Here is a 13,976-nt window from a genome sequence, read left to right as displayed (position 1 = left end):
TCACGCACGATGAGACGAGCACCGCTACTACTGGTTAACACATCAACGAGTGTTAGTTTATTGATGTGACCGTTGATCGTGACGACGCCTGTGACCTGTTGTGCCTTGATCTGCCGCATGCGGAGGAGATCAGGGCGGGCCTGCCCGCGCTGTCTGCGGTGGAGCCCGCTGCGGCGGCCGCGCGGGCGTTGAGCGACCCGACCCGGCTGACCATCGCCGTGGCCCTGGCCGCCGGCGGCGAGTTGTGCGTCTGCGACGTGGCCTGGATCGTGGGGCACGCGCAGAACCTGGTCTCCCACCACCTGCGGCAGCTCAAGATCGCCGCCCTGGTGTCCTCCCGGCGGGACGGCAAGCTGGTGATGTACTCCCTGACCGGGCGAGGTCGCCGCCTCCTCACCGCGGTCCTGGGGGAGCACGTCGCCCCGATCGTCGGCGCCGCGATCGGGACCGGGACGTCGACCGAGGGTGGACGGCGTGGCTGACGAGTGCTGCGGCTCGGGGGAACACCGGCCGGGCGGCACGACCTCCGAGACGGAACCGGGTCGACCGCACGCGGTGGAGCGGTTATGGCAGGTCCGCGAACTGCGATTCGCGGCCGTGGCCGCGCTGCTGCTCGCCGGAGCCTGGCCTGCGACCGCCGCAGGCGCGGAGGCGATCGGCACCGGTCTGACGCTGGCCTCGGCGATAGCGGGTGCCGCGACGTTCGTGCCCGGCGCCCTGCGCAACCTGCTGCGTCGCCGAGTCGGAGTCGGCACGCTGATGTCCATCGCCGCCGTCGGCGCCGTCGCCCTGGGACAGCTCACCGAGGCCGCCATGCTCGGCGTGCTCTTCTCCGTCGCCGAAGGGCTGGAGCACTACGCGATCGCTCGCACCCGTCGCAGCCTGCGCGCCCTGCTCGGCCTGGTGCCCCCGACGGCGTCGGTGCTCCGGGACGGTGCCGAGAGCCGGGTGGCGCCGGGAGACCTCGTCGTCGGGGATCGGCTGCTGCTGCGGCCCGGCGAGCGAGCGGCCACCGACGGCGTGGTCCGCACCGGCCGCACCACCCTGGACCTCTCGGCGATCACCGGCGAGTCGATGCCGGTCGAAGCGGGTCCCGGCGCCGTCGTGCATGCCGGGGCGATCAACGGCGGCGGCGCGATCGAGGTCGACGTCACCGCGCGGACCTCGGACTCCTCGCTGGCCCGCATCGTGCACATCGTCGAGGAGGCCCAGGAGCGCAAGGGCAGCGGCCAACGCCTGGCCGACCGCATCGCCCGGCCGCTAGTCCCGGCGATCATGGTCTTGGCGCTGCTCATCGCCGCGGGCGGTGCGCTGCTCGGCGACCCCCTGGTCTGGTTGGAACGCGCCCTCGTCGTGCTCGTCGCCGCCTCGCCCTGCGCGCTGGCGATCTCCGTGCCGCTGACTGTGGTCGCCGCCGTCGGCGCGGCAGGAAGACACGGTGTGCTGATCAAGGGCGGCATGGCGCTGGAGGAACTCGGCCGCGTCGACACCGTGGCACTGGACAAGACCGGCACCTTGACCCGCAACACCCCCGAGGTCGTGGCCGTGATCTCGACCGAGCAGGACACCAGCAGGGCGGATGTCCTCGCCGCGGCGGCGGCGCTGGAGATCCGCAGCGAACACCCCCTGTCCCGCGCGATCCTCGCCGCCGCCGGGGACGTCTCCGCCGCCGACGACGTCACGGCGATCCCCGGCCACGGCCTGCGGGGACGCCGTCACGGGCGACTACTGCGGCTTGGCAGACCCGGCTGGATCGACGCGGGCTCCTCGGCCGAGGAGGTCGAGCGACTTCAGGCCCTCGGCGCCACCGTGGTGCTTCTGGAACGGGACGGCACCCTGGCCGGGGTGATCGCCGTCCGCGACGAACTGCGCGCCGAGGTCCCCGTGGTCGTCGACCGGCTGCGCCGGATGAACATCGACACCGCGATGCTCAGCGGCGACAACTCCCGCACCGCCGCAGCGCTGGCCGCCCAGGCAGGCATCCACACCGTGCACGCCGAACTGCTCCCCGAGGACAAGGCCCGTCTCCTGGCTGACCTGCGGGGCGGCGGCCGGATCGCCATGGTCGGCGACGGCGTCAACGACGCACCGGCGCTGGCGACCGCCGACGTCGGCATCGCCATGGGCGCTATGGGCACCGACGTCGCCATCGAGACCGCCGACGTCGCCCTGATGGGCGAGGACCTCCGGCACCTGCCCCAGACACTCGCCCATGCCCGCCACGCCCGAGCCGTCATGCTGCAGAACGTCGCACTCTCCCTGGCGATCATCGCCGTACTCATCCCGCTCGGCGCCGTCGGCGTCCTCGGGCTGGCGAGTGTCGTGTTCATCCATGAACTGGCCGAGGTCCTGGTCATCCTCAACGCCGTCCGAGCGGCGCGCATCGTCGCCCTGCCCGGCGTCGCGACACCGGCTGGGACGTCGCCACCGTCCTCGTCCGACGGCGGGCGCCCCCAACCGGCAGCGCCGTGCTGCGACGTCTGTTGACCCGACCGACCCCCGGCTCGGAGTAGAGCATGACCGCAGGGGTGTCTCTTCGTCCGGTACCTGCTCGGAATCACCACGGTGTTCGGACTCCGTGCGTGGTGGCATCGCCGAGCCACCGGCGACACCGGCCGTCGCCTCTCCCGACCGCTGTCGCCTCCGCCGGTTGGTGGGCCCCGGCTGCCGATGGCGGCGGCGCTGCTCCTCGCCCCGCTGCCGGCCGCGGGCGGCGCCGTCTGGCCGCCAGAAGCTCGACCGGGCAGACCATTCCCGGCCTGGTTCCTGGCGGTCACGGGCTTCGTCGGCGTCCGCGCCGCGCAGGCGGCGATGAGGCGCTTCCGGCGAGTCGGCGCCGACCCGTCCGAGACCACCGACCTGGTCACTGACGGCGTCGTCCTGTCGGCCCGCACCCCGGCCTTCACCGGCATGATCGTCGCCTCGGTCGGCCTGACCGCGATGGTGCCCACCTCGCCACGGCTGCTCGCCCTGCTCTGCCTCCTCGTCGGAGGCCAGGTGCAGGTACGGGTGGTCGAGAAGCCCTGCCTCCACCGCGTCCACGGGGCCGACTACCCGGCCTACGCCACCCGGACCGGCCGATTACTGCCCGCTGTCGGACGTCGATCCGACACCGCAGCCCTCGGCTGCGCGTGAGGACGGACGAGGACCGCCCCGCGCCTGCGGGCACTCGGCCCGTCGCCGACGCTCCCGGTGATCCTCGGCCGCACCGTGCCGCCGAGCCCGGGCGCTCGCCGCGTCGATTCCGCCGATGGCGATCACCGGCGACGCCTCGCCGCCGTCGACCTACCGTGACGGGATGCACTCACCGATCACCGGCACCGCCGCCTGCGTGCCGTTCACCGCCCTGCCGCCTGCCGCCGACGGCCCCGCCCCGCTGGTCGTCACCTGGCACCTGCTGGACGCGCCGAGGTCGAACGTGGCATTCGTCTCGGCATTGCCGCCGAACGAGCTGCCTGCGTGGCGAGTGCACCTCGGCATGTCGAGGTGCGGGGCGCGGATGGTCGACGGCAGCATGCGGGAGTGCTACGCCTCCGGCGGTTCCCGGTGCGTGCCGCCCTGTGCCCGAAGCTCGTTCCACTCGGTGAGGAGTTCGGGGAACTTGCGGTTGAGGAAGGCGTAGAAGTCGGCCATCTCCTCGACGCGCTGCCCGGCGGCGGTGTCGGGACGCAGCGACGGCGGGCTCGCGCGGGCGAGTTCGCGCAGTTCCCCGTACATGGAGGATCGAGTCAGCGTGGCCGTGTACCAGTTCGGGGCGAGGCTGTAGACCCGGCGACGGGTCCCGCGCAGCGACCCGGTGTGCACGAGGTGCGTCGACTGGAGATAGCGGATCGCACCGGACACGGCCGCCGGGCTGACGTCGAGGGTCTTGCTGATCTGCTCGGCGGTCAGCTCGCCGCTCGGGCTGGTCAACAGCGCCATCAGGGTCCGCGCGGGCATTCGCGGGAAGCCTGCCGCGTCCAGCAGACCGGCGAGCCGGTCGGCGTGGCGTCGGGCGGCCTCGTCCGGCAGCTCCTCGTTCCCGCGATCCGCCACGACGTCCCCGTCGAGGCGAGCAGCGCCGTGGTCGGCTGCGCGGCGTCGGGTCATGGGCTGAGGTCCCTCCTGCGGTAGGCGACGACGGCGAGCGCGATGGTCACCACCGCGACGACGGTCATCCAGACCGCGCCGCTCCAGTCGGGATCTGCCGTGGTGACCAGTGGGGTGTGCACGAATGGGGAGATCGCGATCGCCCAGTCCGGAAGGCCGAGTCGCCCGCCGAGTTCGGCGAGGACGACGCCCAGCACGAGGATAGTCCAGGCGATCCCGCTGGTGAGGCGGGGCACGACGGCGAACGTGATGGCGATGACGCCGAGGTAGAGGGCGGTGGCGGGCAGCTGTGCCACGGTCGCGGCGAGCACCTGCCAGATCGCCTCGGCGTTCCTGCCCTGCGCGACGTAGACGGTCGTCGCCCCGAGCCAGGCGGTCGTCAGGACGAGCAGGATCGAGCCCGCTCCCACGGCGAGCACGGACGAGAACCAGCGGCCGGGTCCTGCGGCGGTGCCTCGGACCAGTTCGACGTTCCCGGCCGCCTCCTCACGCCGGGCGCGGAGGATGACCAGGGCACCCGCGATGGCGGCGCATTCGCCGACCAGGACCATGACGTAACTGAGCAGCAGGTCGTACAGCGGACCGTCCCGGCCGACGAGTTCGCGGATCGTCTGACCGACGGCGTCGTTCTGTTCGTCGCCTGCGACGGCGAACACGGTCAGGACGGCGGCGAACGCTCCGACTCCGGCGCCTGCGCACATCATCGCGAGCAGTGTTCCTCGGTGGAGACGCAGGGTGAGCCGCAGCGGGGTGCGCAGGCTGGGCGCGGCGTGCACGGGGCCGGGCCGGGCGGGCAGGAGCGACGCCCCGAACTCCCGGCCGCGTTCGACCGCGACGGCACCCGCTGCACCGAGAGTCGCGGCGCAGGCGAGGAGGAGCAACGGCCGAGGGTCGACGGATCCGTAGGGATCGGCGATCCCTGCCAGGCTGAACGGCGAGAGCCAGCCGAGGACGACGGGCGTGCCGACGAAGGTCAGCGCGTCGATGTCGGCCGCGACATCGGCGACGACTCGGAGGACGAAGAACAGCAGGATGAGTGCAGTGCCCAGACCGATGGCGCCGCGCGAGGTCGGCGCGAACTGGCTGCACAGCGTCCCGGCGGCCAGGAACACCACCCCGACCAGCGTGCAGGTCAGGCCTGCCCACACCGATCCGACCGGATCGCCGCCCCCGACGACGAGCCCCACGACCATCGCGGCGGCCAGGCCCGCGGTCGCGATCGCTCCGGCGGCGAAGACGGCGATCACGTTCGCCAGTCGGCCGGTGACGGCGGCACGCATTAGCTCCCGAGTGCCGTCCTCCTCCTCGGTCCGCCCATGGCGTACGGCGAAGACCGTGGCGAACAGCGCGAAGACCGTCGCGAACACGACGCCGTAGGTGTAGAACAGGAAGGCGCCCTCGGAGGTGCCCATCGGAAGCCCTCGCCCGATGAGCAGCGCGGGGCTGTCGACCGCCACCGCCAGGGCGGCGAGACGCTGCGACTCCTCGCCGAATCCCCCCGCGATGTTGACTGCGCAGATCAGCGCTGCGACCAGCAGACCGAGCGCCCACAGCAGCAGCTGACCTCGATCTCGGCGCAGCGCGACCAGGGTCAGTGCGAACGATCCGGTCACCGCCGACCTGCCCCGGAGTTCCCGTCGGCACGGTGGTCGTCGCTGTAGTGACGCAGGAACAGCTCTTCCAGAGACGGCGGCTGAGCCGTCAGACCGGGCACCCCCGCCTCGGCGAGGAGCGCAAGGACGTGTCCCGTGTCGGCGGGTTCGACGGCGAAGGTGGTTCGGCCGTCGCTCGCCGCCCAGTCGTGGGTGAACGGTTCGAGCCGCTCGGCGTGCTCTGGCGCCAGCGTGGCGGGGATCGAGTACTCGGTGCGGGTCAGGTGCCGCAGCTCCCGCAACGTCCCGGTCTCCACCCGCCTGCCGTTGCGGATGATCGAGATGCGGTCGGCGACCTCCTCGACCTCGGCCAGGATGTGACTGGACAACAGGACTGAGGAGCCCTCGGCGGCGACTCTGGCGACCTCCCGCTGGAAGCGTCGCGCCATCAGCGGGTCCAGGCCCGAGGTCGGTTCGTCCAGGATGTACAGCTCGGCAGGCAGTGCGAACGCCGCGATCAGCGCGACCTTCTGCCGGTTGCCCTTGGAGTAGGTCCGGATGCGTTTGGTCGGATCGAACTCGAACGCCTCGATCAGCCGCTCGCGCTGCGACCCCTGTGGCGAGGCGCCGCGCAGCCGGATGAGCAGGTCGATCGCCTCGCCGCCGGTCAACGACGGCCACAGGTTCACGTCGCCGGGCACGTACGCCAGTCGGCGGTGCAGATCCGCCGGGCGCTGCCACGGACTCTCGCCGAACAGCAGCACCTCGCCGCCGTTGGGCCGGTACAGGCCTAAGAGCACCCGGATCGTCGTCGACTTCCCCGCACCGTTCGGCCCGAGGAAACCGTGGACCTCACCTTCGGACACCGCCAGATCCAGCCCGTCGAGCGCGGCGAACGCGCCGAACGACTTCCGCAGGCCCTCGGCCCGCACCACTGTGGTCATGCCGCACAATCTACATTAGATTCACTAATTCGTGAAACTAGTGCAGAAAGATCCGCAGGTGCACCATCTGGTGCGGTGCGGTGCGATCCGCTCGCGACTCCCTGCCCCGAACCCTCATTAGAGATCATTATTTCAGTGTTGATTGAAAGTAAATCAAGATCCGCCGGCTGGTCAAGTCAAGACAGCCTCACCGTGGCAGCAGAGACAAGAGCAGGCGTTCGTCACGAGGGGTGATCGCCTGCTCTCCCGTCGGGCGTGCCATCAATCGGATCCCCGGTCGGATTCGCCGAAGGAGTGTGCTGTTCCGCGATGAGGGGGCCATCGTCGCGAACAAGCGAGTGGCGGCGACGCGATCGGGCCGGGTGCCTACGATGCGATCAGGCGCCCGGGGGATGCGCAGGCTGCGTCCGTGTCGCGGCTGAGCGAGTGATCAGTCGTGATCGCCGTCGACGTAGAACCAGGAGCCGTCGGTGCGCCGGAAGCGGCTGTTCTCGGTGAGCGACCCCGCGTGCCCGGGCAGCCGGTAGTGCGCCCGGAAACGTACGGTCCCTTCGCTGTCGAACGGTCCGCCGCCGGTGCGGCCGAGGATGTCGAGGCGAATCCAGCGTTGCTCGGGATCGAGACTGAGCTCGGTCGGACGGCGCGAGGAATGCCAGGTCCGCAGCAGGTAGGCGGTGTCGCCGACGGCGAAGGCCGAGTATCGCGAGCGCATGAGCTGCTCGGCCGTGGCCGCTCGACGGCTGCCCGCGTGCAGCAGCGCGCAACAGTCGGCGAACGGCTCGCCGAGCCCGCACGGGCATGCCCGAATCACACTCACCGCCGCAGTCTCTCAACCGCGCCGCCACCCGAGACGCTCGCCCCGCTCACCGTGCCACGTGTTCGGAGGAACTCCGGTGTCTCGGGATCGGTGGAAGAAGGGCAGACCCCCGCTCATTCCTCGAGTGAGGAGAACCCCGAAGGTGTCGCGGTGCTTTGAACGGCGGTCGACCTACGCCGAAGACCGAGATCGCCTTTCCCGATCCGGGGCTCCGGGGTGCCGCGACGGCACGGTATCTGCTGGGAGCACATCCGTCGTGCGAGGCGCCCCGGCCCGTCCACCGCCGACTGAAAGGGGGCGGGAAGCCCGCCGCGCGGTACCGACTCGCCGCCGATTCCACATCGGGCACCCGGTGCAGTAGATGATCGAAACCGGGATTCTCGGCGGAGGGGCACCGTCCATGGGCGCCATGCCACGGCGCAGCGTGGTGGCTGCCCGCCCTGCGACGAGCAGACCGACGCTCCGGCGCAGGCGCCGACAGGTCGGGCCGTCGATCTGTCGACGACTCCTCGGTCTGCGGCCGGTGACACCCGATCACCGGTGGTCGGCCTCCTGCGGTGGCAGTCGCTCGACTCCCTTCATCGAGAGCTCCGCGAGCAGAGTCAGCGCGGCTGCCGAGGAGGAACCGGGCCGGGCGTGGAACAGGATGAGGCGCTGACCGTCGTCGTCGGGCAGCGTCATCAGCTCGTCGGTGAGGGTCAGTTCTCCGACGACCGGATGGTGGAAGCGCCGGTCGTGAAATGCGCACCGTCGTACCGAGTGCGCCGACCAGAGAGCGCGGAACTCGCTGCTCTTCCTCGACAGCTCGCCGACGAGTTCGGCGAGCCTCGCGGCATCGGCATGGCTGCCCGCGATCATTCTCAGATCCGCGACGGTGTCGCGCGACTTCGCCTCCCAGTCGCAGAACAGCTCCCGGACCTGCGGGTCGAGGAAGAGCATCCGAGGCCAGTTCGGTCGATCGGCTGCGCGGCGGACCGAATCGAAGGGGAGATGCCCGGCGAGGAGCGAGTGGGCGAGCCGATTCCAGACGAGCACGTCACCGAACCGACCGAGGACCAGCGCGGGCAGGTGCTCCAGGGAGTCGACGACGACTCTGATGCTCTCGCGCACCCGTTCCGGCGTGGCCCGAGCACGGGGGCGCGGTTCGGCACGGGTGAGGCTGTACAGGTGAGTGTGCTCCTCCGGAGTGAGTCGCAGTGCGCTCGCCAGCGCGTCCAGCACCGAGTCGGAGGCGTTGACGTCGTGCCCCTGCTCCAACCGGATGTAGTAGCTGACGCTGATACCGGCGAGCTGGGCCAGTTCTTCTCGGCGCAGGCCCGGGACCCGGCGACGGCCACCGTAGTCCACCAGGTCGAGCTGCTCGGGTCGCAACTGTGCGCGTCTGGTGCGGAGGAAGTCACCGAGGTCGCTGAGCCGGTTCATATCAGGAATTTTCGCGCACCGAACCGAATCGAGACTGACACTCCGGGTGGTACCAACAGGGTTCCTACCTCAACCAGAGGGCTGGGTAACCGGTTCGCCGCCGATCAGGATTGCCGTGAGAACGAAGCGGCTCGGCGGAAGGCGACGGCAGGCATGGCCAGGACGACGGTCTCTGGAACTCCACCTTCGGGGAGTGCGATCCCGATGGGATTCGGTATCCGAGGCGCGCTCACGTTGATTACCGTGTGCGCCGCCCAGTTCATGATCGCGCTCGACTTCTCCATCGTCACGGTCGCACTGCCCGCCATCGACCGTAGCCTGGGCTTCGGCGGTCCTGGCGCACTGCAGTGGGTCGTGACCGCGTTCATCCTGCCCGCCGCAGGACTGCTGCTGTTGTTCGGCAGGCTCTCCGACCTGTTCGGCCGTAGGCGGTTGTTCATCGTGGGCATGGTGATCGTGACCGTGTTCTCGCTGGTCGCGGGGCTGGCCTCGGTGCCGTGGGTGCTGATCGCGGCCAGGGCGGGGCAGGGCGTCGGCTCGGCGATGGTCGGCGCCACCGCGCTCGCGCTGCTCACCTCGCTGTTCCCGGAGGGGCCTCGCCGGGACAAGGCCCTCGGCGTCAGCGGTGCGCTGCTCTCATTCGGCTTCGTCGCGGGCACCATCGGCGGCGGGGTCGTCACCAGCGGGCTGAGCTGGCGTTGGACGATGTTGATCCTGGTCATCATGGGCGCCGTCGTGCTCCTCGGCGCGGTGACCCTCCTGCCCCGACACGAGGAACGACGTTCCGCCCGGCTCGACGTCCCCGGCGCGCTGCTGGCCACCAGCGGTCTGCTCGCGTTGGTCTACGGGATCTCCACGGTCGGCACCACCGGTTGGACGGACCCGCTCGCCCTGTCGTTGCTGCTCGCCGCGGTGCTCCTGTTGGGCGCGTTCCGCTACGTCGAGGGCAGGACCAAGGCTCCGCTCGCACCCTTGTCGATCCTCCGGCGTCGTTCGGTGACATGGGGCGGCCTGACCGGCTTCGTCACCTTCGGCATGTGCGGCGGCACCACGGTCCTGTTGAGCCTCTACATGCAGGATGTGCTCTTGTGGAGTCCGCTGGCGACCGGCGCGGGCTTCCTCGCCGAGGGTGTCGCCGCCATCGTGGCGGGGGCGCTGGCCGCGAGGTTCATCGCCGCGATCGGCACGCCGAGGACTCTCGTCATCGGCCTGCTGGTGCAGGGGATCGGCACTGCGGCGATGCTGCTGCTGCCGCAGGAGGACAACCTGACCCTGCTGTTGCTCACGACCTCGGCGCTCGGCTTCGGGCACGTGCTCGCGGTGGTGTCGTTCATCGGCACCATGACCTCGGGCGTGTCCAACGCGGATCAGGGCCTCGCAGGCGGGCTCGCCCAGACGGCACAGCATGTCGGCAGCGCGGTCGGCGTCGCCGTGCTGGCCGCGGTGGTCGCGTCGGCGACCATCACCGAGGGCGTGACGGCGGAGGCAGGCGCGCTGGTCGGCCTGCGGGCGGGCCTGCTCGTCGGGGCGCTGGTGACCTTCGCCGGAGCGGCCGCAGCGGCGCTGTTCCTGCGTAAGCCGGAGTCGAGGGCCCGCGAGGAACACCGGAACCAGCCGAGGGACGACAACTCGTCGGAGGCGGTCGCCGCCACCTGATCCCGGTAGGCGCTGGTCTTGCTGTTGATTTGCGGCGTGCGACGAGCCGAGTCCGGTGCAGGCCGGCTGGAACGCCGGCATGTGTGTCACGCGCGGAGCGCGCGGGATCCCCACCGGCTTGGTGATCGCGTCGACGAGATTCGGACGACGCGGGCGCGGCCTGATCGTCAGTGGCGGTCGAGGCCGTGCTCCGCGCGCCCAACAGGACACGCGTGAAGTTCCGATTCACCGACCACGAGGATGTGCTCGCCGGACCCCGCTGACACCGGCCCGGTCTGAAGGCGTCGCAGGCAGGACGGCGGGGACAGGTCCGTCTGCCCGGCGGCATTCGTCTCGACTGCGGACTGACCGGGCCCGCCGCGACAGCTGCGGCCGCCTTCGCCGTGTCCGGACGCTGGACGCGGCGGGAGAGACCCTGCCCGCCCCGAGGGGCGTTGCCTGCTTCGGCAGGCTGCGAGCCGGTCGCGCTCTCGACGAGGAACCCGGGTGCACCGACGGCTCAGAAGGCGGGTGGATTCCGGAGAAGCCGCTGCACGCGCTCGACGTCCGGCAGTGCCGAGGTGCGGTCATCGTGCCCTTCTCGTGATTCCCCTGCGGCCTGCCCCGGGTCCAGGAGTCGTCGTAGACCGGTGCGCATCAGCGTGCCGTCCATGGAGTCGATGCCGATGAGCGTCAGCACGTACACCCCCTGATCGAGTGCCGCCATCAGACGAGCGATGTCCTCGACCGCGATGTTCTCGTCGTCCGGGCGGGCGGCTGCGGCGACGCGCTGATAGCCGTCGATCATCAGGTGAACGCGTTGACGCAGAGCCGTGATCAGCTTGTCGTCTCGGGCCGCAGTCGCGATGAACTCCAAGGTGGCGAGTCCGAACCCGTGCACCATCCGCGTCGCATCCTCCTCGGCTGTGGCCTGCGATCCCAGGGTGTCGGTGCGTCTCAGGCCCGTTGTCGCGGGCGGGTTCCAGTCCTCGCCGCGCAGTGCCGCCAGGTTGTAGTCCATCACGGGCGCCGCTGGACGGGTTGACGCCTCGGACCTCGATCGAGATCGCTGCTCGGCTTCGCGGGATGTCCCGCGCCCAGGCCACCACTGCGGCGCGCGCCGTGGCTGAGGAGCTGGACATCGGCGAATGGTTCAACCGACGCGCGCTTCCGGACGGCGGCGGACTCTCTGGTGGCGTGCGCAGGCTCACCGCGTTCGCCATGGCCGCAGTCGCGCGGGTGCCGCTCGTCATCCTCGACGAGCCGACCAACGACGTCGATGCGGCCCGTCGCCGACTCCTGTGGAAGATGGTGCGCAGGCTCGGCGACGAGGGTGCAGGCGTCTTACTCGTGACCCACAACGTCGCCGAGGCGGAACGTGTCGTGGACGAACTGGTGGTGCTGGACCGAGGCAAGGTGGTCGCCTCGGGGTCGCCGAGCCGGCTCCGAGGGGAAGACGACCACGATCTGCGACTCGAACTCTCGCTCAACCCGAACGACGATGATCCGTCCGAGTCCGGCTCGGAGATTCCTCTCTCGATCGCTCGGCGCGTCCGGGCAGGCCGACGCGTGCTGCTGACCATTCGCGCGGCAGAGGCCGAGGCGGCCGTCGCCTGGGCTGCGAACCTGCGCACAGCCGAGCGCATCGAAGGCTATGCACTGGCCCCGGCCACCCTCGAAGACGTCTACCTCGCCGCCACCGGCGGCGTCACCGACACGACCAGCACGAAGGACACCAACGATGGCTGAACCCAGGACGACCGTCTCCTCGCCGCCTGCTGTCGTCGCCGTGCCTGCTCGCATCGGGTTGTGGACGACATTCGGCACCCTGCTGCGCTGGACGCTCGCCCAGAGCGGCCCGATGCTGCCGTTCGTCATCGCCGTCCAGGCTCTCCTCGCCGCCGGGGTCATCATCGGTTTCGGGTTTCTCATCCCCGACATCGACTCGGCCTCGGCCCAGTTCCTCTCCACCGGAGCACCCACCGTGCTCCTGATGGTCGTCGGGCTGGTCATCGTCCCGATGGGCGTGGCGCAGGCACGCACGAGCGGCACCTTCACCTACCTGCGCGCCCAACCGGTGCCCAGGCCGTTGCTGCTGCTGGCCGATCTGACCGTATGGCTCTTGGTCGCCGTGCCCAGCGTCGCCGTCGCAGTGGTAGTCGCCCAGCTGCGATATGGCTTCGGCTATGCGTTCGACTGGCCGCTGCTGGCTGCCGCATCGGCGCTGACCATGCTCACCGCCGCCTCGGTGGGCTACGCGATCGCCGTCGTACTGCCGCCCATGCTGACTCAGATCGCCACGCAGATCCTGGTGTTCTTCGTCATGCTGTTCTCACCGGTGACCTTCCAGGCCGCCCAGCTTCCGCAGTGGTTCCAGACCGTTCATGACTGGCTTCCGTTCCGGCCCGCCGCGGATCTGCTTCGTGCCGGGCTGCTGGCGGACAGCTACACCGCAAGCGGCCGAGACCTCGTCGTACTGCTGACCTGGTGCGTCCTCGGTCTCGCGATCAGTCTACGAGCTGTGGTGCGACGCGCTTGACCAGCAGCCGCGTCACCGCCATTCCTCGGTGGGCTCTTCTCTGCACTGACCACGCGACCGGGACCGCCTAGCCGATTCAGGGACGGCACGGTCCTGACAGGAGAGCGCCTGACGGCCGGACAACCCGATCGTTGGTCGAGCGTGCGTACTCTTGACCAACGATCGAGGAAGACCGTCGTCGTCGCATGATCACGCAGCCGCTGGAATCAACGGGAGCAGGGAGTTCGGATCACTTCCTCGAGTCGCGAACCTGCTCGACCATCGTCGGCAGATCACGCGCGGGTCGTCGAGGCGTCCGGTGATCTCGGCCCCTCGATGTTCTCCCGTCGCACGCGCGGCCCTACGGCGACGAAGGCTGGCGGGTCCTCGGCGGCCGATGGCAGTAGCCACGATCGTGCCCTTTCGTGAACCGGTCTCGGGTCCCTCGGGCAGCCTTGATGTCGACTTAGTTACATATTCAACCTGCTGTGTTTGAATTCTGGTGATTGTTCGACCGCAATCGTCTCCCGTGCGTTACGCGATTGCGTGTCGTGTCTACCGTGGAACCTCGTCGTAGCGTCGCTGGCAGTAAGGCGGATCGCAGAATGAAGACTGAATCCTCCCTTCTTCTTCGAGTGCTCTCCGGCGTGGTCCTCTCGGGCGATGAATAACGCGGACTACTTCGAGATTCCGCGAAGCCGATGGCGGTGGGGCACCGAGGCCATCGGCTTCGATGCTGCGGTCCCGCCCGGCGCCCTGCGGCTGTGGCGTCGGGTTTCACCGATGCTGGGCACGTCCTGATCGCCGACGTCGTCCGCCAGAACCGGACGGCGCACCGGGCCTTGCCTGCGAACTCGTCCACGCCGTCATGGACACCCCGGATCGTGGGGCGGGAGGTCTACGAGAAGGCGTTCGTCGAGGCGGGACTGGAGGCCTCGACCTGGCGATACCTGCTCACC

General features: G+C 70.0%; 14 protein-coding genes. 7 read left to right on the top strand and 7 right to left on the bottom strand.

The features are described from left to right. The first annotated feature begins 65 nt into the window (after positions 1-65). From UA75_RS17450 to UA75_RS17440, 3 genes are all read left to right on the top strand, one after another. Positions 66-482 carry an ArsR/SmtB family transcription factor gene (locus UA75_RS17450; protein ID WP_075741144.1) on the top strand — a complete coding sequence of 139 codons (417 nt, stop codon included), beginning with the start codon at positions 66-68 and terminating at the stop codon, positions 480-482. Next, positions 475-2,487 carry a heavy metal translocating P-type ATPase gene (locus UA75_RS17445; protein ID WP_083684075.1) on the top strand — a complete coding sequence of 671 codons (2,013 nt, stop codon included), beginning with the start codon at positions 475-477 and terminating at the stop codon, positions 2,485-2,487. Before UA75_RS17450 ends, UA75_RS17445 begins: the two co-directional genes overlap by 8 nt. Before the next feature lie 78 nt (positions 2,488-2,565). After that, on the top strand, positions 2,566-3,135 hold the full coding sequence (locus UA75_RS17440; protein ID WP_198042750.1) for a methyltransferase: 570 nt from the start codon (positions 2,566-2,568) through the stop codon (positions 3,133-3,135). Between the two features lie 150 nt (positions 3,136-3,285). Here UA75_RS17440 and UA75_RS35190 read toward each other — a convergent pair whose 3' ends face one another. The 6 genes from UA75_RS35190 to UA75_RS17410 all read right to left on the bottom strand — a co-directional run bounded on the left by UA75_RS35190 (position 3,286) and on the right by UA75_RS17410 (position 8,864). Further along, a complete protein-coding gene (locus UA75_RS35190) occupies positions 3,286-3,516 on the bottom strand; it encodes a hypothetical protein (RefSeq protein WP_157434261.1) in 231 nt (76 codons plus the stop codon). Between the two features lie 9 nt (positions 3,517-3,525). Next, on the bottom strand, positions 3,526-4,089 hold the full coding sequence (locus UA75_RS17430) for a GbsR/MarR family transcriptional regulator (protein WP_083683278.1): 564 nt from the start codon (positions 4,087-4,089) through the stop codon (positions 3,526-3,528). Beyond that, entirely contained in the window at positions 4,086-5,702 is a 1,617-nt protein-coding gene (locus UA75_RS17425) for a hypothetical protein (RefSeq protein ID WP_075741142.1), read from the bottom strand. Before UA75_RS17425 ends, UA75_RS17430 begins: the two co-directional genes overlap by 4 nt. Next, positions 5,699-6,625 carry an ATP-binding cassette domain-containing protein gene (locus tag UA75_RS17420; protein WP_198042749.1) on the bottom strand — a complete coding sequence of 309 codons (927 nt, stop codon included), beginning with the start codon at positions 6,623-6,625 and terminating at the stop codon, positions 5,699-5,701. Before UA75_RS17420 ends, UA75_RS17425 begins: the two co-directional genes overlap by 4 nt. Before the next feature lie 430 nt (positions 6,626-7,055). Then, positions 7,056-7,436, bottom strand: a complete 381-nt coding sequence (locus UA75_RS17415) for a YchJ family protein (protein ID WP_075743911.1) — start codon at positions 7,434-7,436, stop codon at positions 7,056-7,058. Between the two features lie 540 nt (positions 7,437-7,976). Continuing rightward, positions 7,977-8,864, bottom strand: coding sequence for a helix-turn-helix domain-containing protein (locus tag UA75_RS17410; RefSeq protein WP_075741141.1), 888 nt, complete (start codon positions 8,862-8,864; stop codon positions 7,977-7,979). Positions 8,865-9,068: 204 nt separating this feature from the next. On the opposite strand from UA75_RS17410, the gene UA75_RS17405 reads away from it, so the two are divergent. Beyond that, the gene (locus UA75_RS17405) at positions 9,069-10,520 is read left to right on the top strand and encodes an MFS transporter (RefSeq protein ID WP_083690756.1); all 1,452 of its coding nucleotides are present in this window, start codon (positions 9,069-9,071) and stop codon (positions 10,518-10,520) included. Between the two features lie 499 nt (positions 10,521-11,019). Here UA75_RS17405 and UA75_RS17400 read toward each other — a convergent pair whose 3' ends face one another. After that, on the bottom strand, positions 11,020-11,520 hold the full coding sequence (locus UA75_RS17400) for a TetR/AcrR family transcriptional regulator (protein ID WP_157434259.1): 501 nt from the start codon (positions 11,518-11,520) through the stop codon (positions 11,020-11,022). A gap of 65 nt (positions 11,521-11,585) precedes the next feature. Between UA75_RS17400 and UA75_RS17395 the strand changes: the two genes are divergently transcribed. The 3 genes from UA75_RS17395 to UA75_RS33025 all read left to right on the top strand — a co-directional run bounded on the left by UA75_RS17395 (position 11,586) and on the right by UA75_RS33025 (position 13,818). Then, entirely contained in the window at positions 11,586-12,248 is a 663-nt protein-coding gene (locus UA75_RS17395) for an ATP-binding cassette domain-containing protein (RefSeq protein ID WP_157434258.1), read from the top strand. Beyond that, the gene (locus tag UA75_RS17390) at positions 12,241-13,038 is read left to right on the top strand and encodes an ABC transporter permease (RefSeq protein WP_075741138.1); all 798 of its coding nucleotides are present in this window, start codon (positions 12,241-12,243) and stop codon (positions 13,036-13,038) included. The genes UA75_RS17395 and UA75_RS17390 overlap by 8 nt, the downstream gene beginning before the upstream one ends. A gap of 642 nt (positions 13,039-13,680) precedes the next feature. Continuing rightward, entirely contained in the window at positions 13,681-13,818 is a 138-nt protein-coding gene (locus UA75_RS33025; RefSeq protein ID WP_157434257.1) for a hypothetical protein, read from the top strand. Positions 13,819-13,976 lie beyond the last annotated feature (158 nt).

It is taken from the genome of Actinoalloteichus sp. GBA129-24 (assembly GCF_001941645.1).
In the GTDB taxonomy this organism is placed as follows: Bacteria; Actinomycetota; Actinomycetes; order Mycobacteriales; family Pseudonocardiaceae; genus Actinoalloteichus_A; species Actinoalloteichus_A fjordicus.
This window is presented reverse-complemented; position numbering and strand designations above follow the sequence as displayed.

Excerpts from the sequence above, each read along its gene's own strand:
- UA75_RS17405 (WP_083690756.1), top strand. The coding sequence starts at position 9,069 with ATGGGATTCGGTATCCGAGGCGCGCTCACGTTGATTACCGTGTGCGCC.
- UA75_RS17390 (WP_075741138.1), top strand. The coding sequence starts at position 12,241 with ATGGCTGAACCCAGGACGACCGTCTCCTCGCCGCCTGCTGTCGTCGCC.
- UA75_RS33025 (WP_157434257.1), top strand. The coding sequence starts at position 13,681 with ATGAATAACGCGGACTACTTCGAGATTCCGCGAAGCCGATGGCGGTGG.
- UA75_RS17400 (WP_157434259.1), bottom strand. The coding sequence starts at position 11,520 with ATGGACTACAACCTGGCGGCACTGCGCGGCGAGGACTGGAACCCGCCC.
- UA75_RS17410 (WP_075741141.1), bottom strand. The coding sequence starts at position 8,864 with ATGAACCGGCTCAGCGACCTCGGTGACTTCCTCCGCACCAGACGCGCA.
- UA75_RS17395 (WP_157434258.1), top strand. The coding sequence starts at position 11,586 with ATGTCCCGCGCCCAGGCCACCACTGCGGCGCGCGCCGTGGCTGAGGAG.
- UA75_RS17430 (WP_083683278.1), bottom strand. The coding sequence starts at position 4,089 with ATGACCCGACGCCGCGCAGCCGACCACGGCGCTGCTCGCCTCGACGGG.
- UA75_RS35190 (WP_157434261.1), bottom strand. The coding sequence starts at position 3,516 with ATGCTGCCGTCGACCATCCGCGCCCCGCACCTCGACATGCCGAGGTGC.
- UA75_RS17420 (WP_198042749.1), bottom strand. The coding sequence starts at position 6,625 with ATGACCACAGTGGTGCGGGCCGAGGGCCTGCGGAAGTCGTTCGGCGCG.